Raw genomic sequence first — 15748 nt, 5'->3', positions numbered from 1 at the left:
CGGGTCCGTCAGACGGCGTCGCCCGGCTGGTCGCCCAGGAAGCGGACGAGAATGTCCTGGTCGCGCACGATCGTCTGACAGGCGAGACGGAACTTCGGCATGACGTCGTTGGTCTCTGCGTTCGTCACCTCGTCGGCGGTGATGCGGCCGAGCGACTTCAGCATCACCTTCTCCTTCTCGGTCAGCTGCGAGCCCATGGTCTTGCCGGTCAGCGTGACGATCTCGACGAGGCAGGAGCCGCACTCGCCGTCGCGGCATTCGAACGGGATCGGGATCTTATGCTTCTCGGCGACCGAGAGAATGGTGCCGCGGTCGCCCGCGACGGCATAGACGGTGACGTCCTTGGGAAGGACGCGGGAAGAAAAGGTCACGTTGGCCATCGTCTGCTCCGCTGGCGTGTCTCGGTTGACGTCGAACGCGGCCCGCCGGCACGGACGACAGAAGTCGCCCGCCGAACCGCGCGGGGTTGCGTGTCGAGCCCCGGAGCAAGCCCCGCGCCAAGTGGCGGGCGGGCTCCCGCGGCCGATTTTCGGGCACCGGGCGCCGTCTCGCGCGCCGTCCTGTCGCGCTTTGTCGGTGTCGCGACACGTGCCTGTCGCGAGCTCGTCGGCGCGATGTCGCGGCCGGAGCGACGATGCGCCTCGCTTCGACGTGCGCCCGGGCGAGGGATGGCGACCTGTTGCAACTTGCGACAAGTATGCGACCTCTGGTCGCGCTCTCGTGTTTCGTCGGGCTCTCGAACGCGTCGAAGACGATGTGGGCCCTGCTCGTCATTGTAAATTCGTTCAAAACGAACATTTACGTGGGGCTATTTCGGCGGGAAAATTGAGCAATTATACGTATGCGCATCGATTTAATCGAATAAATACTAGTGAAATGTCAATTAATCAAAGATTCATATTCGGAAACTAGAAAAACAGCATGCTGATTGCTCGATTTGGTGTCGTCGCGCTGCCGAATCTATTGGGCAAGCGCGCGACGGATCGCGACAGGAGGTCGGGAGCATGTCGTTCAAGAATTGGTCGATCGTCTGGAAGGTGGTCAGTCTGTTGCTGTTGCTCGGAGGCGTGAGCCTCGCAGGCGCACTCTATTCGACCAATCGGCTGCTGGTGATCGCCGGAACCTACCAGGGGCTCCTCGAAAACACCGTCTCCGGCACGCTGAAATACACGCGTGCGGCGCGCTACATCACGCAGTACGAGATCGGTCTGCATCAGAGCATCGAGGCGCCGACATCCGAGGCGCGTCAGGCCGCCCTGAAGGCGCAGGCCGCGTCGATCGCGAGCTTCCGCGAGAACTTCGCCGAGGCACGCCGGCAGGTTCCGAGCCTCGCCGATCGTTTCGCCGACGTCGAACGCGGCTTCCTCGCGGTGACCGAAGGCGCCTGCATGGCGGTCAACCGCACCGCAGAGACCGGTGGCATGACCGCCGCCGCGCGCGTGATGCAGGAACAGTGTCGCCCGGCACTGACCGCGTCGCTCGAGGCCGGGCTGCCGCTCACCCGCGAGATCACCGCCCGTCTCGACGAGGAGAGCCGCGACACGACCACCAATGCCGTGTGGACGGCATGGCAGACTCTGATCGCCGTCGGACTGGCGGTGGTGATGATCGTCGGGCTCGCGGTCTATCTCGTCCGCAGCGGCGTTTGCACCCCCATTCGTCGCGCAGTCACCGCCATGACCGCCCTGGGGCGCGGCATGCTCGACACCGAGATCACCGACACCGATCGCCATGACGAGGTCGGCGTCATCGCCGGTGCGCTCGCGACCTTGCGCGAGCAGCTCCGCGCCGCCGACGAGGCCCGCCGCGAACGCGCCGCCCTCGAGGAAGCGGAACTGCGCGCGCTCGCCCATCGCGAGAAACTGGCGACCGACTTCGTCGATCGTATGCAGGAACTGGCGCAGGGCTTCGCCCGTTCCTCCGGCGAGGTCGCGGATTCGGCCAAGAACCTCTCGGCGACCGCCGAGGAGACCGCGCGTCAGGCCCAAGCCGTCGCCGCTGCCGCGGAAGAGGCGGCCTCCAACGTCCAGACCGTCTCGGCGGCGTCGGAAGAACTCGCCGCCTCGGTGCGCGAGATCGGCAGCCAGGTCGGCCATTCCGCCGCCGTCGCCGACACCGCCTACGGCGAAGCGGAGGTCTCCAACACCCGCATCGGCACGCTCGCCACGGCGGCCGCGGCGATCGGCGACGTCGTCAACCTGATCTCCAACATCGCCGGTCAGACCAACCTTCTCGCCCTCAACGCCACGATCGAGGCGGCGCGCGCCGGCGAGGCCGGCAAGGGCTTCGCCGTCGTCGCGGCGGAAGTCAAACAGCTCGCCGACCAGACCGCGAAGGCGACCGGCGACATCGGCACCAAGGTGCAGGAGATCCAGAGGGCGACCGGTGAGAGCGTCACCTCGATGAGCGAGATCCTGCGGATCGTCGGCGACATCAAGCAGATCTCGACGGCCATCGCCGGCGCGGTGGAAGAGCAGGGTGCCGCCACCGCCGAGATCGCCCGCAACTGCCAGCAGGCCTCGACCGGCACCAATCAGGTGACGCAGAACATCGCCGGCGTCGGCCAGGCGGCCGAGATGACGGGCGCTGCCTCGACCCAGCTGATGACGCTGTCGACCGACCTGTCGAGCCAGGCCGTCGATCTCCGGCAGGTCGTCGAGGTCTTCGTCCGCGACTTCGCCGCCGCCTGAGCCCGCGCGACCATCGACGAGATCACGAGGGCCGGGGAGCGATCTCCGGCCCTCGTCGCATCGTGTCGGGTTTCGTCGCGAAGCGTCGATTTCGTCCGTCGAACCCCTCCGACAGACGTTGTTCGACACGCCCTGTCGGGAAATGTCGGGGTCGCGACAGCGCCCTCTTTGCGCCGTTCGGTCTGCGGCATTTCATACAAGTCATTGAAATTGAAGGAATATAAAAATCGTGACGCGCCGATGGGGCACTTGGCACGAAGCTTGAAACTCCCTTTGCGCTAGGCGGCGACAAGGCTGCCGAACGGACGGACGGCATCGGGCATCGATGCCCGACCAAATTTTCGAAGGGGTTCGAAACATGGCCAAGCTTCGGCAGATCGCCTTCTACGGCAAGGGTGGTATCGGCAAGTCCACCACCTCCCAGAATACCCTCGCTGCTCTCGTCGAGATGGGTCAGAAGATCCTGATCGTCGGCTGCGATCCCAAGGCGGACTCGACCCGCCTGATCCTGAACACCAAGCTCCAGGACACCGTTCTTCACCTCGCGGCCGAAGCCGGCTCGGTCGAGGACCTCGAGATCGAGGACGTCATGAAGATCGGCTACAAGGGCATCAAGTGCACCGAGTCCGGTGGACCGGAGCCGGGCGTCGGCTGCGCCGGCCGCGGCGTCATCACCGCCATCAACTTCCTGGAAGAGAACGGCGCCTATGACGACGTGGACTACGTGTCCTACGACGTTCTCGGCGACGTCGTCTGCGGCGGCTTCGCCATGCCGATCCGCGAGAACAAGGCCCAGGAAATCTACATCGTCATGTCCGGCGAGATGATGGCGCTCTATGCCGCCAACAACATCGCCAAGGGCATTCTCAAGTACGCCCATTCCGGCGGCGTGCGTCTGGGCGGCCTGATCTGCAACGAGCGTCAGACCGACAAGGAGCTGGAACTGGCCGAGGCGCTTGCCGCCAAGCTCAACTCCAAGCTCATCCACTTCGTGCCGCGCGACAACATCGTCCAGCACGCCGAGCTGCGCCGTCAGACCGTCATCGAGTACGCGCCGGACAGCCAGCAGGCCAAGGAGTATCGCGAGCTCGCCCGCAAGATCCACGAGAACTCGGGCAAGGGCACCATCCCGACCCCGATCACCATGGAAGAGCTCGAAGAGATGCTGATGGAGTTCGGCATCATGAAGTCCGAGGAGCAGGCTCTCGCCGAGCTCCAGGCCAAGGAAGCCGCCGTCGCCGGCGAGTGATCCCGGAGGCAGACGGGTCGCGGGCCTGCCCGCGACCCGACCCGGGCGGCATCTCCACGCCGCCCCCCGAACGGCCCCCTCGAGGGGCGAGTGCCACGGCTCCGGATCGCGTCGCCCCTGTGCGCCGATCCCTACGAGGGGGGTTCCCATGAGCCTCGACTATGAAAACGACGGCGAAATGCACGCCAAGCTGATCGAGGACGTTCTCGCTCAGTATCCCGACAAGTTCGCCAAGCGCCGCAAGAAGCACCTCTCGGTCGCTGCCGAGGGCGGCACCGAGGATATCGAGGGCGAAGAGCGCCCGGTCACCGAGTGCGACGTCAAGTCGAACATCAAGTCGATCCCCGGCGTGATGACCATCCGCGGCTGCGCCTACGCCGGTTCCAAGGGCGTGGTGTGGGGTCCGATCAAGGACATGGTCCACATCTCGCATGGCCCGGTCGGCTGCGGCCAGTACTCCTGGTCCCAGCGCCGCAACTACTACATCGGCAAGACCGGCATCGACACCTTCGTGACGATGCAGTTCACCACCGACTTCCAGGAACGCGACATCGTGTTCGGCGGCGACAAGAAGCTCGAGCGCGTCATCGACGAGATCGAGACCCTCTTCCCGCTCGCCAACGGCATCTCGGTCCAGTCCGAGTGCCCGATCGGCCTGATCGGCGACGACATCGAAGCGGTGTCGAAGAAGAAGGGCAAGGAACACGACAAGACCATCGTTCCGGTCCGCTGCGAAGGCTTCCGCGGCGTGTCGCAGTCGCTCGGTCACCACATCGCCAACGACGCGATCCGTGACTGGGTCTTCGACAAGAAGGAACGCGAGGTCGTCACGACGCCCTACGACGTCAACGTCATCGGCGACTACAACATCGGCGGCGACGCCTGGGCTTCCCGTATCCTGCTCGAGGAGATGGGCCTGCGCGTGGTCGGCAACTGGTCGGGCGACGCCACGCTCGCCGAGGTCGAGAACGCGGTCCACGCCAAGCTCAACCTCATCCACTGCTACCGCTCGATGAACTACATCTGCCGGCACATGGAAGAGAAGTACGGTATTCCGTGGATGGAGTACAACTTCTTCGGCCCGTCGCAGATCGCCGCGTCGCTCCGCAAGATCGCCAAGCACTACGGCCCGGAGATCGAGGCGAAGGCGGAAGCCGTCATCGCCAAGTACGAGCCGCTGGTCGAGGGCATCAAGGCCAAGTACGGCCCGCGCCTGAAGGGCAAGAAGGTGATGCTCTACGTCGGTGGCCTGCGCCCCCGTCACGTGATCAACGCCTACGAAGACCTCGGCATGGAGATCGCCGGCACGGGCTACGAGTTCGCCCACAACGACGACTATCAGCGCACCGGTCACTATGTGAAGAAGGGCACGCTGATCTACGACGACGTCACCGGCTACGAGCTCGAGAAGTTCATCGAGAAGGTGCGTCCCGACCTGGTCGGCTCCGGCATCAAGGAGAAGTACCCGGTGCAGAAGATGGGCATCCCGTTCCGTCAGATGCACTCCTGGGACTACTCCGGCCCGTACCACGGCTACGACGGCTTCGCGATCTTCGCGCGCGACATGGATCTGGCGATCAACAACCCGGTCTGGGATCTGTTCGACGCCCCGTGGACCGAGAAGGCGCCGCTGGCTGCCGCCGCCGAGTGATCGGCGATCCGCTCGAGCCCTCCGCCGCGATGCGGAGGGCAGAGCGGAACCCTCGAGATCGACTTGACGACACGAAACCCCGCCGCGAGCCACCCGCCCGCGCGACCCTTGCTCACACCCTGAACGATCGTCCGCCGTATGGCGCGGAGATCCTGGAGAGGTGACCAATCATGCCGCAGTCCGTAGACAAGGTCCTCGACCACGCTCCGCTGTTCCGCGAGCCGGAGTATCAGGAAATGTTCGCGCGCAAGCGCGCCGAGTTCGAATGCCCGCTGCCCGACGACAAGGTCGCCGAGCAGGGCGAGTATCTGAAGACCTGGGAATATCGCGAGAAGAACCTCGCCCGTGAGTCCCTGGTCGTGAACCCGGCCAAGGCCTGCCAGCCGCTCGGCGCCGTCTTCGCCTCCGCCGGCTTCTCCCGCTGCATGAGCTTCGTGCACGGTTCGCAGGGCTGCGTCGCCTACTACCGTTCGCACCTGTCGCGTCACTTCAAGGAGCCGTGCTCGGCCGTCTCCTCGTCGATGACCGAAGACGCCGCGGTGTTCGGCGGCCTCAACAACATGATCGACGGCCTCGCCAACTGCTCGGCGCTCTATCAGCCCGACATGATCGCGGTCTCGACCACCTGCATGGCCGAAGTCATCGGCGACGACCTCCAGGGCTTCATCGCCAATGCCAAGACCAAGGGTTCGGTGCCGGAGGACTTCCCCGTCCCCTACGCCCACACCCCGGCCTTCGTCGGCTCCCACGTCGACGGCTACGACAACATGATCAAGGGCATTCTGGAGAACTTCTGGAAGAACGCCGAGCGCAAGCCGGCGACCTCGATCAACATCATCCCGGGCTTCGACGGCTTCTGCGTCGGCAACAACCGTGAACTGAAGCGTCTGTTCGACCTGATGGGTGTCGAATACACCTTCGTCTCGGACGCCTCGGACCAGTTCGACACCCCCTCGGACGGCGACTATCGCATGTACGACGGCGGCACGACGATCGATCAGGTCAAGGGTGCGCTCGACGCCAAGGCCACGATCTCGCTGCAGTACTGGAACACCCGCAAGACGATGGACTACGTCGCCGAGCAGGGTCAGGAGACCGCGACCTTCCACTATCCGCTGGGCGTTCGGGCTACCGACAGCCTGCTGATGAAGGTGTCGGAGCTCTCCGGCAAGGCGATCCCGGAAGCGATCCGCATGGAGCGCGGCCGCCTCGTCGACGCCATGGCCGACAGCCAGGCCTATCTGCACGGCAAGAAGTACGCGATCTGGGGCGACCCGGACTTCGTGCAGGCGATGGCGCAGTTCATCATGGAGACCGGCGGCGAGCCGACCCACTGCCTGGCCACCAACGGCTCGAAGGCCTGGGAAGCCGAGATGAAGGAGATGCTGGCCGCCAACCCGTTCGGCGCCAACGCTCAGGTCTGGGCCGGCAAGGACCTCTGGCACCTGCGTTCGCTGCTGTTCACCGAACCGGTCGACTTCATGATCGGCTCGTCCTACGGCAAGTACCTCGAGCGTGACACCGGCGTGCCGCTGATCCGCCTGACCTTCCCGATCTTCGACCGTCACCACCACCACCGCTTCCCGCTGATGGGCTATCAGGGCGGCCTGCGCGTGCTGACGACGATCCTCGACAAGGTCTTCGACAAGCTCGACAGCGACACGATCGTCGCCGGCAAGACCGACTACTCCTACGACCTCACCCGCTGAGGCGTTCGAAGTCGCAAAGCCGACAACGACCGACACGCGACGGCCGCCCGAAAGGGCGGCCGTTTCGCGTTGCAGGCAAGACGGTTGGCGTCTTCCGAGAGCACCCCGCACGAGATGCCGCGACATTCGCCTTGGTATGCCATCGCATGCATGACACTCTATGGGTGTGAATGAGAACGATTGGCGGTATTTCGCCGATCGGCAGGGAGGAAGCACCATGCTGGCTCGCCGAGATATCAAGAAGCTCGCTGCATCGGATAAGGCAAAATATGTCAATGCAGTTACGAAGCTGAAAAACGACGTCGACAGCGTTTTGAATCCTGGAAAGATGTCGCGCTACGACGATTTTGTTCAAGTTCACAAAAACGCGATGGTCGGACCAGACATGTTGATGCCGATGCCTCATCGTGGGCCATTGTTCTTTCCGTGGCATCGTATTTTACTGCGACAGTTCGAGCTCGCACTTCAGGCCGCGGTGGGCGACACGAACTTGTCGATACCCTACTGGGATTGGAGCCTGGGGGGAGGGACCCCGTTCACACCCGATTTCATGGGTGGAGACGGCGATGCCGTGCAGAACCACCACGTGATCACGGGCCCGTTCGCATCGTCCAACGGCAAGTTTCCGATCCGGGTCTGGGATGAAAAGAAGGGTGACGTCGCGCTGCGTCGAGAGTTCGGCGACGACAAGACGTCGTATCTGCCGGACGACGCACTCGTGGCGTCGGCGATCGGCAAGACACCCTATTGGGGTGGCGCGAACAGTTGGGAAGTGGTGGCGGAGGGCGCTCTGCACAACGCCGTGCATCGGTGGGTCGGAGGCAACATGGCGGATGCAACCTCGCCCAACGACCCCGTGTTCTTTCTCCATCACTGCTATCTCGACCTGCTCTGGGAGCGCTGGAAACAGCAACATCCCGTCAATGAGCCCTATATGCCCAAGGACAGATCTCCCGGTTATGATCTGAGTTCCGAGCTCGTGTTCCACGCGCCCGGCAAGCCGGCACCGTGGACCGGGAGCTGGAAGGTGCAGGACACGTTGTCCACGTCGAGTCTCGGCTATCAGTACGAATGAGTTCGACGACGCAACTGCACACCGCCGAGTGCGGAAATGTCTTTTCATTCTGCTGAAGGGAGCGGCGGGCGTCGATCTGGCACGCCCGTTGCTCCTACTCCCCTGACGCCAGCGCTTTGTCGGATGACCGACAAAGTCGACGACAGGGGGCCGGACATGCTGTCACCGAAGGTCCAGGAACTCTTCAACGAGCCCGGTTGCGACAAGAACGCGGCCAAGGACGAGAAGGCGCGCAAGAAGGGCTGTTCCAAGCCCTTGACCCCCGGCGCCGCCGCCGGCGGTTGCGCCTTCGACGGCGCCAAGATCGTGCTGCAGCCGATCACCGACGCCGCCCACCTGATCCATGCGCCGCTCGCCTGCGAGGGCAACTCCTGGGACAACCGCGGTGCGGCGTCCTCCGGCCCGATGCTGTGGCGCACGTCGTTCACCACCGACCTCACCGAACTCGACGTCGTGATGGGGCAGGGCGAGCGCAAGCTCTACAAGGCGATCCGCGAGATCGTCGAGGAGCATCGCCCCCCGGCGATCTTCGTCTACGAGACCTGCGTCACCGCGCTGATCGGCGACGACATCGACGCCGTCTGCTGCCACGCGACCGAGAAGTTCGGGCTCGCCGTGATCCCGGTCCATTCCGCCGGCTTCGTCGGTTCGAAGAACCTCGGCAACAAGCTCGCCGGCGAGGCGCTGCTCGACCATGTCGTCGGCACGTTCGAGCCCGACGACGTCGGTCCCTACGACATCAACATCCTCGGCGAGTTCAATCTCGCCGGCGAGTTCTGGCTGGTGAAGCCGCTGCTCGACGAACTCGGCATCCGCATCCGCGCCTGCATCCCTGGTGACGCGCGCTACGCCGACGTGGCGAGCGCCCACACCGCGAAGGCGACGATGATGGTGTGCTCGACGGCACTCATCAATCTCGCCCGCAAGATGGAAGAGCGCTGGGGCATCCCCTTCTTCGAGGGCTCGTTCTACGGCATCGCCGACACGTCCGACGCGCTGCGCCAGATCGCGACGCTGCTGGTGCGTCAGGGCGCCGACGCCGAGCTGATCGATCGCACCGAGGCGGTGATCGCGCGGGAAGAGGCGATCGCCTGGGCCCGGCTCGAGGCCTTCCGCCCGCGGCTCGAGGGCCGCAAGGTCCTGCTCAACACCGGCGGCGTGAAGTCCTGGTCGGTCGCCTCGGCGCTGATGGAGATCGGCATCGAGATCGTCGGCACCTCGGTCAAGAAGTCGACGCCCGAGGACAAGGAACGCGTCAAGCAGCTGCTCGAGGACGAGCACAAGATGTTCGAGGGCATGGCGCCGCGCGATCTCTACGCACTGCTCGAACGTCACGATGCCGACATCATGCTGTCGGGCGGTCGCACCCAGTTCGTCGCGCTCAAGGCGCGCATGCCCTGGCTCGACATCAACCAGGAACGTCACCTTCCCTACGCCGGTTACGACGGCATGGTCGAACTGGTCCGCCAGATCGACATCGCCATTCACAATCCGATCTGGGATCAGGTCCGCGCCCCCGCGCCCTTCGACGCCGACGGCCGCATCACCGGCGAGAGCGTGGTGGGTGGCGGCCCGGTCGTCGGGGCTCGCGAGGAGGCGGCCTTCGTCGCCGCCAACGACACGTTCCCCGCCCACACGCTGAAGAAGTTCGCCGGCTCCGGTGCCGGCGACGCCGACGACTGCTGAGGAGGACCCCCATGGCCCACGTCCTGCCGGTCGAGAAGTCGGCCTCCGTCAATCCGCTGAAGTCGAGCCAGCCGCTCGGCGCCGCCTTCGCCTTCCTCGGCGTCGACGGCTGCGTGCCGCTGTTCCATGGGAGCCAGGGCTGCACCTCCTTCGCGCTGGTGCTCTTCGTCCGTCACTTCAAGGAGACGATCCCGCTCCAGACCACCGCGATGGACGAGGTCGCCACCATCATGGGCGGCGCCGATCACCTCGAAGAGGCGATCATGAACCTCAAGACGCGGACGAAGCCCAAGCTGATCGGCGTCTGCACCACGGCGCTGGTCGAGACCCGCGGCGAGGACTTCGCCGGCGATCTGGCGATGATCAAGGCGCGCCGCGCCGAGGATCTCGCCGGCACCGAGGTGGTGCTCGCCGCGACGCCCGACTTCAACGGCTCGATCGAAGAGGGCTGGACCAAGGCCGTCGTCTCGATGATCGACGGCATCACCGCCCGCGTCTCCCCCCGTCGCAACCCGCGGCGCATCGCCGTCCTGCCGGGCTTCAACCTGACGGTCGCCGACATCGAGGAGATCCGCGAGACGATCGAGGCCTTCGGGCTCGAGGCGACCATCCTGCCCGACGTCACCGGTGCCCTCGACGGCACCGTGCCGGGCAAGTGGATCCCCACCACCTACGGTGGGACCAAGGTCGAGGACATCCGTTCGCTCGGCGAATGCGTCCACTGCATCGCCATCGGCGAGGGCCAGCGCGCCGCGGCCGAGAAGCTCGCGGAAGTCGCCGACGTTCCCTACACGCTGTTCGGCACGCTGACCGGCCTCAAGGCGGCCGATCGCTTCGTCACCGCGCTCGCCGAGATCTCCGGCCAGCCGGTGCCGGCGAAGATCCGCCGCCAGCGCTCGCAGCTCTCCGACGCGCTGCTCGATGGCCACTTCCACTTCGGTGGCCAGAAGGTCGGCATCGCCGCCGAGCCCGATCACCTCTATCAGCTCGCCACCTTCTTCGCCGGCATGGGCGCCGAGGTCTCGGCCGCCGTGACGACCACCGGCACCTCGCCGATCCTCAGGAAGGTCCCGGCCGACGAGGTCAAGGTCGGCGATCTCGGCGACTTCGAGAAGCTCGCCGGGGATTGCGATCTGCTCGTCACCCATTCGCACGGCCGTCAGGCCTCCGAGCGGCTCGGCATTCCGCTCTATCGGGTCGGTTTTCCGATCTTCGATCGGCTCGGCGCGCAACATCGCCGCTTCGTCGGCTATCGCGGCACCCGCGACCTGATCTTCGAGGTTTCCAACGTCTTCCAGGCCCACCGGAAGGATCCGACCCCCGAGGGTCTCGATCCGCTACTGAAGAGAGAGAACGCCCATGACAGCCGTGCGCAGACTGTCGCTCGTGCCCACTGACGGCGAGGCGACCGCCGCCCCCGAGCGTCCGGCCGGCGCGGTCCGCGTCGCCATCGCCACCAACGACATGAAGTCGCTCAACGCGCACTTCGGGTCGGCCAACCGCTTCGCCGTCTACGACGTGTCGAAGGAGGGCTGGACCTTCGTCGAGGCGCTGGCCTTCGACGACGTCACCGAACAGTCGGGTCTGCACAAGACCGACGGCGACGACCGCATCACCCCCAAGGTCGAGGCGCTCACCGGCTGTCACCTGCTGTTCTGCCTGGCGATCGGCGGCCCGTCCGCCGCCAAGGTCGTCTCGGCCAAGATCCATCCCATCAAGGTGCAGGCGCCGTCGCCGATCGACGAGGTGCTCGAGCGCACCCGCACCATGCTGAACGGTGCGCCGCCCCCGTGGCTGCGCAAGGTGCTGGCGGAAGCCGGCATCGCCACCCCGAAGCCTTCCTTCGCCGACGATTGAGGTATCTCCGATGTCCGACACCGCCGAACTCGACGCCGACGCCGTGGCGCTCGCCACGCCCTTTCTCTCCACCCTGGTGCGGCTCGTCCGCGCCGAGGACAGCTACGGCACCTGGGAGGGGCGCACCGACGCCGATCTCCTCAAGGACTTCATCCTGACCAAGGAGCAGCGCCGCGAGATCCCGATCATCGGCGATCCCGATCCGGACGTGCTGTGGCGGGTCGAGAAGTTCTATGCCGCCGTCGGCCTCACCATCGAGCAGGCGTCCGGCCGCATGGCCTCGCCGATGATGAAGATGAGCCACGAGGGCTTCGGCCGCGTCGTCCTGACCGCCGGCCGTCTGGTCGTGCTGTCGAAGTCGCTGCGCGACGTCCATCGCTGGGGCCACGACAACCTCGGCAAGCTCGCCGAGGCCGGCACCAAGGCCGTCGACGAGGCCTGCGAGATGATCGCCAAGTTCCCCGAAGTCGCCGACTGGTGACCCGGGGAAGGGGGCGGCACATTCCCCGTGCCGTCCTCGTCGCATCATCCCCGGCGCGGCTGCTCGCGGCTACGCCGAGCCGGGCGCGCTGTCTCGTGGGCCGACCGTGTCGTCCGACCCACCGCGTCGGGGATGATGCCCAATCCAATTTTGAGTTCGCATCGAGGAGGGACGCCATGTCCGACGTCGAGACGCTCAAGGCCGAGATCAAGAAGCTCTCCGCCAAGGCGATCAACGCCAAGATGAACCTGCACGACCTCTCCGAGGAACTGCCGGTCAACTGGAAGACCATCATGGAGGTCGCCCAGGCGACCCACGACGCCTATGCCGCGCTGGAAGCCGCGCGCGCCCAACTGAAGAGCCTGGAGGCCGCCTGACATGACCGATTTCGTGACCCGCGACGGCTCCGGCTGGATGCCCGAATACCTCGTCTCGATCGACGGCGGCACCTGCATCGGCTGCGGTCGCTGCTTCAAGGTCTGCTCGCGCGACGTGATGCACCTCTACGGCGTCGACGACGAGGGCGAGATCCTCGGCAAGTGCGAAGAGGGCGACGACGAGGATTTCGACGGCGAGCTGAACCGCATGATCATGGTGGTCGACGCCGCCGGTTCCTGCATCGGCTGCGGCGCCTGCGCCCGCGTCTGCCCCAAGAACTGCCAGTCCCACGTCGCCGCCGACAAGATCGCGGCCTGACGTCCGCCCGCGCTCGCCGCGGGCGCCGAACCCTGGCCGACCGCATCACACGCGCGGTCGCGACCCCGAGACGACCGGCTCCCCCCGAATGGCCGGCCGTCTCCCCCGATCCCGAGGCGACATCCGACCGAGGAGGCGACCATGACCGATCATTGGCATGCGACGATCGCGGCGGCGGCGAGGCCCGCCCGAGACGCCGAGGACGGTTTCGCCGCCCATGCCTTCGCCTGCATGCTGGCCGTCGCCGTCGACGAGGCGGCGTCCGGCGTGGCCGACGTCTGCGCCGCGACGGGCCTCTCGCCCGACCGGCTCGATGCGCTGCTGGCCGAACGCTTCCCTGCCGTCGATCGCCGCCTCTTCCCGCTCGCCGACGTTGCCCGGCCGACCTGCGAACCGGAAGAGGAGGTGCTGCGCGACCTGCTCCTCGACCATCTCGCCGAGGATCGCCGCGCCGGCGACGGCCCGCTGGTGGCGACGATGATCGCCCGGCGCGCCATGCGTCCCGATCACCTGTGGCAGGACCTCGGCCTCTTCGATCGCGCCGAACTCGGCCGCCTGCTGGCGCTGTTCTTCCCCGTGCTGCATGCCGGCAACACCAAGAACATGCGCTGGAAGAAGTACTTCTATCGCCGCCTCTGCGAGGCCGAGGGCTTCGCCCTGTGCTCGGCGCCGTCCTGCGCCGCCTGCACCGACTTCGCCGACTGCTTCGGCGCCGAGGACGGCGAGAGCCGCATGGCGACGCGCCGCCGGGCGATGGATCTGGCGATCGCCGCGCCGCTCGCGGCGGAGTGAGGGCCTGCTCGCGCACGCGAGCGCCCCCTCATCCGCCCTTCGGGCACCTTCTCCCGCGAGGGGAGAAGGGGGAGCGCTGCGCTTCCGAACGATCTCTCGAAATCACGACACGTGGCGACGTCGCGATTGGCGCGGCCTTCGCCCCGGACATCCCTTCTCCCCTCGCGGGAGAAGGTGGCGCGGAACGCGCCGGATGAGGGGGCGCACGCGCGAGCGTGCCTCGCCACGCCACCGACTTCCACCCGAATCCCCCGTCCTTTCAGGCTCTTCGTCGTTCTCCCGACATGTCGCAAATCCGCCCTTGTCGGATTTCGCACAGGCGAACGATCGTAAAAAGACAAGGATTGTCAGGGTTTTCACCGATTGGCACGGCGCTTGCGAAATCTCCCTCGAATGCCACTCGCAACGAGGGAACACGTCGATGATCCAGCTGACCGACAGCGCCGTCGCCGCCGTCAAGACGGCCATCTCCCGTGCCGCCACGCCCGTCGAGGGCCTGCGCATCAAGGTCGAGGCGGGCGGCTGCGCCGGCTTCAAGTATCTCATGGGCCTCGAGGGCACGACCCGCGACGGCGACATCGTCGTCGATCAGGACGGCGTCAAGCTTTACGTCGACCCCGACAGCTGCCCCCTGGTGGAAGGCATGACGGTCGACTTCGTCACCGGGCTCGAGAGCTCCGGCTTCGTCTTCGACAACCCGAACGCCACCTCGAAGTGTTCGTGCGGCAAGTCCTTCGGTTGATCCCGAACGCTATTCAGGAGTGCGGCCCATGTGGGACTACACTGACAAGGTCAAGGACTACTTCTTCAACCCCGTGAATGCGGGTGTGCTCGAGACCGCCAACGCGGTCGGCGAGGTCGGCGCCATCTCCTGCGGCGACGCTCTGAAGCTGATGATGCGGGTCGATCCCGAGACCGAAGTGATCGAGGCGGCCAAGTTCCAGACCTTCGGCTGCGGCTCGGCGATCGCCTCGTCCTCGGCGCTGACCGAACTCGTCGTCGGCAAGACGCTCGACGAGGCGCTGAAGATCTCCAACCAGGACATCGCCGACTTCCTCGGCGGCCTGCCGCCCGAGAAGATGCACTGCTCGGTGATGGGCTACGAGGCGCTCCAGGCCGCGGTCGCCAATTTCCGCGGCGAGGAGTGGAAGGACGACCACGAGGAAGGCGCGCTGGTCTGCAAGTGCTTCGGCGTCGACGAGGGCATGATCGAACGCGCCGTGCGTTCGAACAAGCTGACGACGATCGAGGCCGTCACCAACTTCACCAAGGCCGGCGGCGGCTGCCTCACCTGCTTCGAGGGTGTCGAGGCGGTGCTCGTCCGCGTCAACGCCGAGATGGTGGAGGAGGGGCTGCTCTCCGCCGATGCGGCCTATCGCGCCGGTTCGGTCGATCCCAAGTCGCTGAAGACCAAGGCCAAGCCACAGGGCCAGATGGCCTCCAGCCCGGTCGCCACGCCCGCCACCGAGACCCGCCAGCCGGTGATCTCGTTGGAGACGCTGGAGAAGGCCGCCGCCGCGACCGAGGTCGTCGCCGGTGCCGCTCCCGCGCCGGTTCCGGCGGCTGCCGCCGCGGCGCCGCGCCTGACCACGGTGCAGAAGATCAAGCTGATCGAGGAAGCGCTGGAAGAGGTCCGTCCCTTCCTCAAGCGCGACGGCGGCGACTGCGAGCTGGTCGACGTCGACGGCTCCAACGTCATCGTCAAGCTGACCGGCGCCTGCGTCGGCTGCCAGATGGCGTCGATGACGGTCAACGGCGTCCAGGAAAAGCTGATCGCCAAGCTCGGCATCCCGCTCCGGGTCGTGCCGGTGAAGTGAGGGCGGGCGAGGGGGCTTCCCCTCGCACCCGACGAACGCGAAGAC

At 66.0% G+C, this 15748-nt stretch carries 15 protein-coding genes; 14 read left to right on the top strand and 1 reads right to left on the bottom strand.

Features of this window, described 5'->3' with window-relative positions; all coding sequences use genetic code 11:
- Positions 1 to 8: 8 nt before the first annotated feature.
- Positions 9 to 380 carry a 2Fe-2S iron-sulfur cluster-binding protein gene (locus ACT53U_RS04685; RefSeq protein WP_476153176.1) on the bottom strand — a complete coding sequence of 124 codons (372 nt, stop codon included), beginning with the start codon at positions 378 to 380 and terminating at the stop codon, positions 9 to 11.
- Positions 381 to 1004: 624 nt separating this feature from the next.
- On the opposite strand from ACT53U_RS04685, the gene ACT53U_RS04680 reads away from it, so the two are divergent.
- The 14 genes from ACT53U_RS04680 to nifU all read left to right on the top strand — a co-directional run bounded on the left by ACT53U_RS04680 (position 1005) and on the right by nifU (position 15703).
- Positions 1005 to 2690: a methyl-accepting chemotaxis protein gene (locus ACT53U_RS04680; protein ID WP_476153175.1), complete on the top strand. Its 1686-nt coding sequence runs from the start codon at positions 1005 to 1007 to the stop codon at positions 2688 to 2690.
- A gap of 358 nt (positions 2691 to 3048) precedes the next feature.
- Positions 3049 to 3939, top strand: a complete 891-nt coding sequence (gene nifH, locus ACT53U_RS04675; RefSeq protein ID WP_476153174.1) for a nitrogenase iron protein — start codon at positions 3049 to 3051, stop codon at positions 3937 to 3939.
- 148 nt (positions 3940 to 4087) lie between these two features.
- On the top strand, positions 4088 to 5590 hold the full coding sequence (gene nifD / locus ACT53U_RS04670) for a nitrogenase molybdenum-iron protein alpha chain (RefSeq protein ID WP_476153173.1): 1503 nt from the start codon (positions 4088 to 4090) through the stop codon (positions 5588 to 5590).
- A gap of 170 nt (positions 5591 to 5760) precedes the next feature.
- Complete coding sequence (nifK, locus tag ACT53U_RS04665; RefSeq protein WP_476153172.1) at positions 5761 to 7299, top strand: nitrogenase molybdenum-iron protein subunit beta; 1539 nt, start codon at positions 5761 to 5763, stop codon at positions 7297 to 7299.
- A 217-nt stretch (positions 7300 to 7516) separates the two neighbouring features.
- Positions 7517 to 8374: a tyrosinase family protein gene (locus ACT53U_RS04660; RefSeq protein WP_476153171.1), complete on the top strand. Its 858-nt coding sequence runs from the start codon at positions 7517 to 7519 to the stop codon at positions 8372 to 8374.
- A 156-nt stretch (positions 8375 to 8530) separates the two neighbouring features.
- On the top strand, positions 8531 to 10060 hold the full coding sequence (gene nifE, locus ACT53U_RS04655) for a nitrogenase iron-molybdenum cofactor biosynthesis protein NifE (RefSeq protein ID WP_476153169.1): 1530 nt from the start codon (positions 8531 to 8533) through the stop codon (positions 10058 to 10060).
- A gap of 11 nt (positions 10061 to 10071) precedes the next feature.
- Positions 10072 to 11457, top strand: a complete 1386-nt coding sequence (nifN, locus tag ACT53U_RS04650; protein ID WP_476153168.1) for a nitrogenase iron-molybdenum cofactor biosynthesis protein NifN — start codon at positions 10072 to 10074, stop codon at positions 11455 to 11457.
- Positions 11420 to 11917 carry a nitrogen fixation protein NifX gene (gene nifX / locus ACT53U_RS04645; protein WP_476153166.1) on the top strand — a complete coding sequence of 166 codons (498 nt, stop codon included), beginning with the start codon at positions 11420 to 11422 and terminating at the stop codon, positions 11915 to 11917. Before nifN ends, nifX begins: the two co-directional genes overlap by 38 nt.
- Before the next feature lie 10 nt (positions 11918 to 11927).
- Positions 11928 to 12398, top strand: coding sequence for a NifX-associated nitrogen fixation protein (locus ACT53U_RS04640; RefSeq protein WP_476153164.1), 471 nt, complete (start codon positions 11928 to 11930; stop codon positions 12396 to 12398).
- Positions 12399 to 12574: 176 nt separating this feature from the next.
- Positions 12575 to 12775 carry a CCE_0567 family metalloprotein gene (locus ACT53U_RS04635; protein WP_476138027.1) on the top strand — a complete coding sequence of 67 codons (201 nt, stop codon included), beginning with the start codon at positions 12575 to 12577 and terminating at the stop codon, positions 12773 to 12775.
- A 1-nt stretch (position 12776) separates the two neighbouring features.
- Positions 12777 to 13094, top strand: coding sequence for a ferredoxin III, nif-specific (gene fdxB, locus ACT53U_RS04630; protein ID WP_476138026.1), 318 nt, complete (start codon positions 12777 to 12779; stop codon positions 13092 to 13094).
- Between the two features lie 141 nt (positions 13095 to 13235).
- Positions 13236 to 13886 (top strand): nitrogen fixation protein NifQ, encoded by a 651-nt coding sequence (locus ACT53U_RS04625; RefSeq protein ID WP_476153162.1) that lies wholly within the window; start codon positions 13236 to 13238, stop codon positions 13884 to 13886.
- 421 nt (positions 13887 to 14307) lie between these two features.
- Entirely contained in the window at positions 14308 to 14628 is a 321-nt protein-coding gene (locus tag ACT53U_RS04620; RefSeq protein ID WP_476138024.1) for a HesB/IscA family protein, read from the top strand.
- Positions 14629 to 14656: 28 nt separating this feature from the next.
- On the top strand, positions 14657 to 15703 hold the full coding sequence (gene nifU / locus ACT53U_RS04615) for a Fe-S cluster assembly protein NifU (protein WP_476153160.1): 1047 nt from the start codon (positions 14657 to 14659) through the stop codon (positions 15701 to 15703).
- The last annotated feature ends 45 nt before the right edge of the window (positions 15704 to 15748 follow it).

The organism is Pinisolibacter sp. DMC19, from assembly GCF_056313985.1.
Note: the sequence above shows the minus strand (reverse complement) of the source record. Positions and strands in the feature narration are given on the sequence as shown.

Bases quoted from the DNA above. Each gene is read 5' to 3' on its own strand.
- ACT53U_RS04685 (WP_476153176.1), bottom strand. From the start codon at position 380: ATGGCCAACGTGACCTTTTCTTCCCGCGTCCTTCCCAAGGACGTCACC.
- ACT53U_RS04680 (WP_476153175.1), top strand. From the start codon at position 1,005: ATGTCGTTCAAGAATTGGTCGATCGTCTGGAAGGTGGTCAGTCTGTTG.
- nifH (WP_476153174.1), top strand. From the start codon at position 3,049: ATGGCCAAGCTTCGGCAGATCGCCTTCTACGGCAAGGGTGGTATCGGC.
- nifD (WP_476153173.1), top strand. From the start codon at position 4,088: ATGAGCCTCGACTATGAAAACGACGGCGAAATGCACGCCAAGCTGATC.
- nifK (WP_476153172.1), top strand. From the start codon at position 5,761: ATGCCGCAGTCCGTAGACAAGGTCCTCGACCACGCTCCGCTGTTCCGC.
- ACT53U_RS04660 (WP_476153171.1), top strand. From the start codon at position 7,517: ATGCTGGCTCGCCGAGATATCAAGAAGCTCGCTGCATCGGATAAGGCA.
- nifE (WP_476153169.1), top strand. From the start codon at position 8,531: ATGCTGTCACCGAAGGTCCAGGAACTCTTCAACGAGCCCGGTTGCGAC.
- nifN (WP_476153168.1), top strand. From the start codon at position 10,072: ATGGCCCACGTCCTGCCGGTCGAGAAGTCGGCCTCCGTCAATCCGCTG.
- nifX (WP_476153166.1), top strand. From the start codon at position 11,420: ATGACAGCCGTGCGCAGACTGTCGCTCGTGCCCACTGACGGCGAGGCG.
- ACT53U_RS04640 (WP_476153164.1), top strand. From the start codon at position 11,928: ATGTCCGACACCGCCGAACTCGACGCCGACGCCGTGGCGCTCGCCACG.
- ACT53U_RS04635 (WP_476138027.1), top strand. From the start codon at position 12,575: ATGTCCGACGTCGAGACGCTCAAGGCCGAGATCAAGAAGCTCTCCGCC.
- fdxB (WP_476138026.1), top strand. From the start codon at position 12,777: ATGACCGATTTCGTGACCCGCGACGGCTCCGGCTGGATGCCCGAATAC.
- ACT53U_RS04625 (WP_476153162.1), top strand. From the start codon at position 13,236: ATGACCGATCATTGGCATGCGACGATCGCGGCGGCGGCGAGGCCCGCC.
- ACT53U_RS04620 (WP_476138024.1), top strand. From the start codon at position 14,308: ATGATCCAGCTGACCGACAGCGCCGTCGCCGCCGTCAAGACGGCCATC.
- nifU (WP_476153160.1), top strand. From the start codon at position 14,657: ATGTGGGACTACACTGACAAGGTCAAGGACTACTTCTTCAACCCCGTG.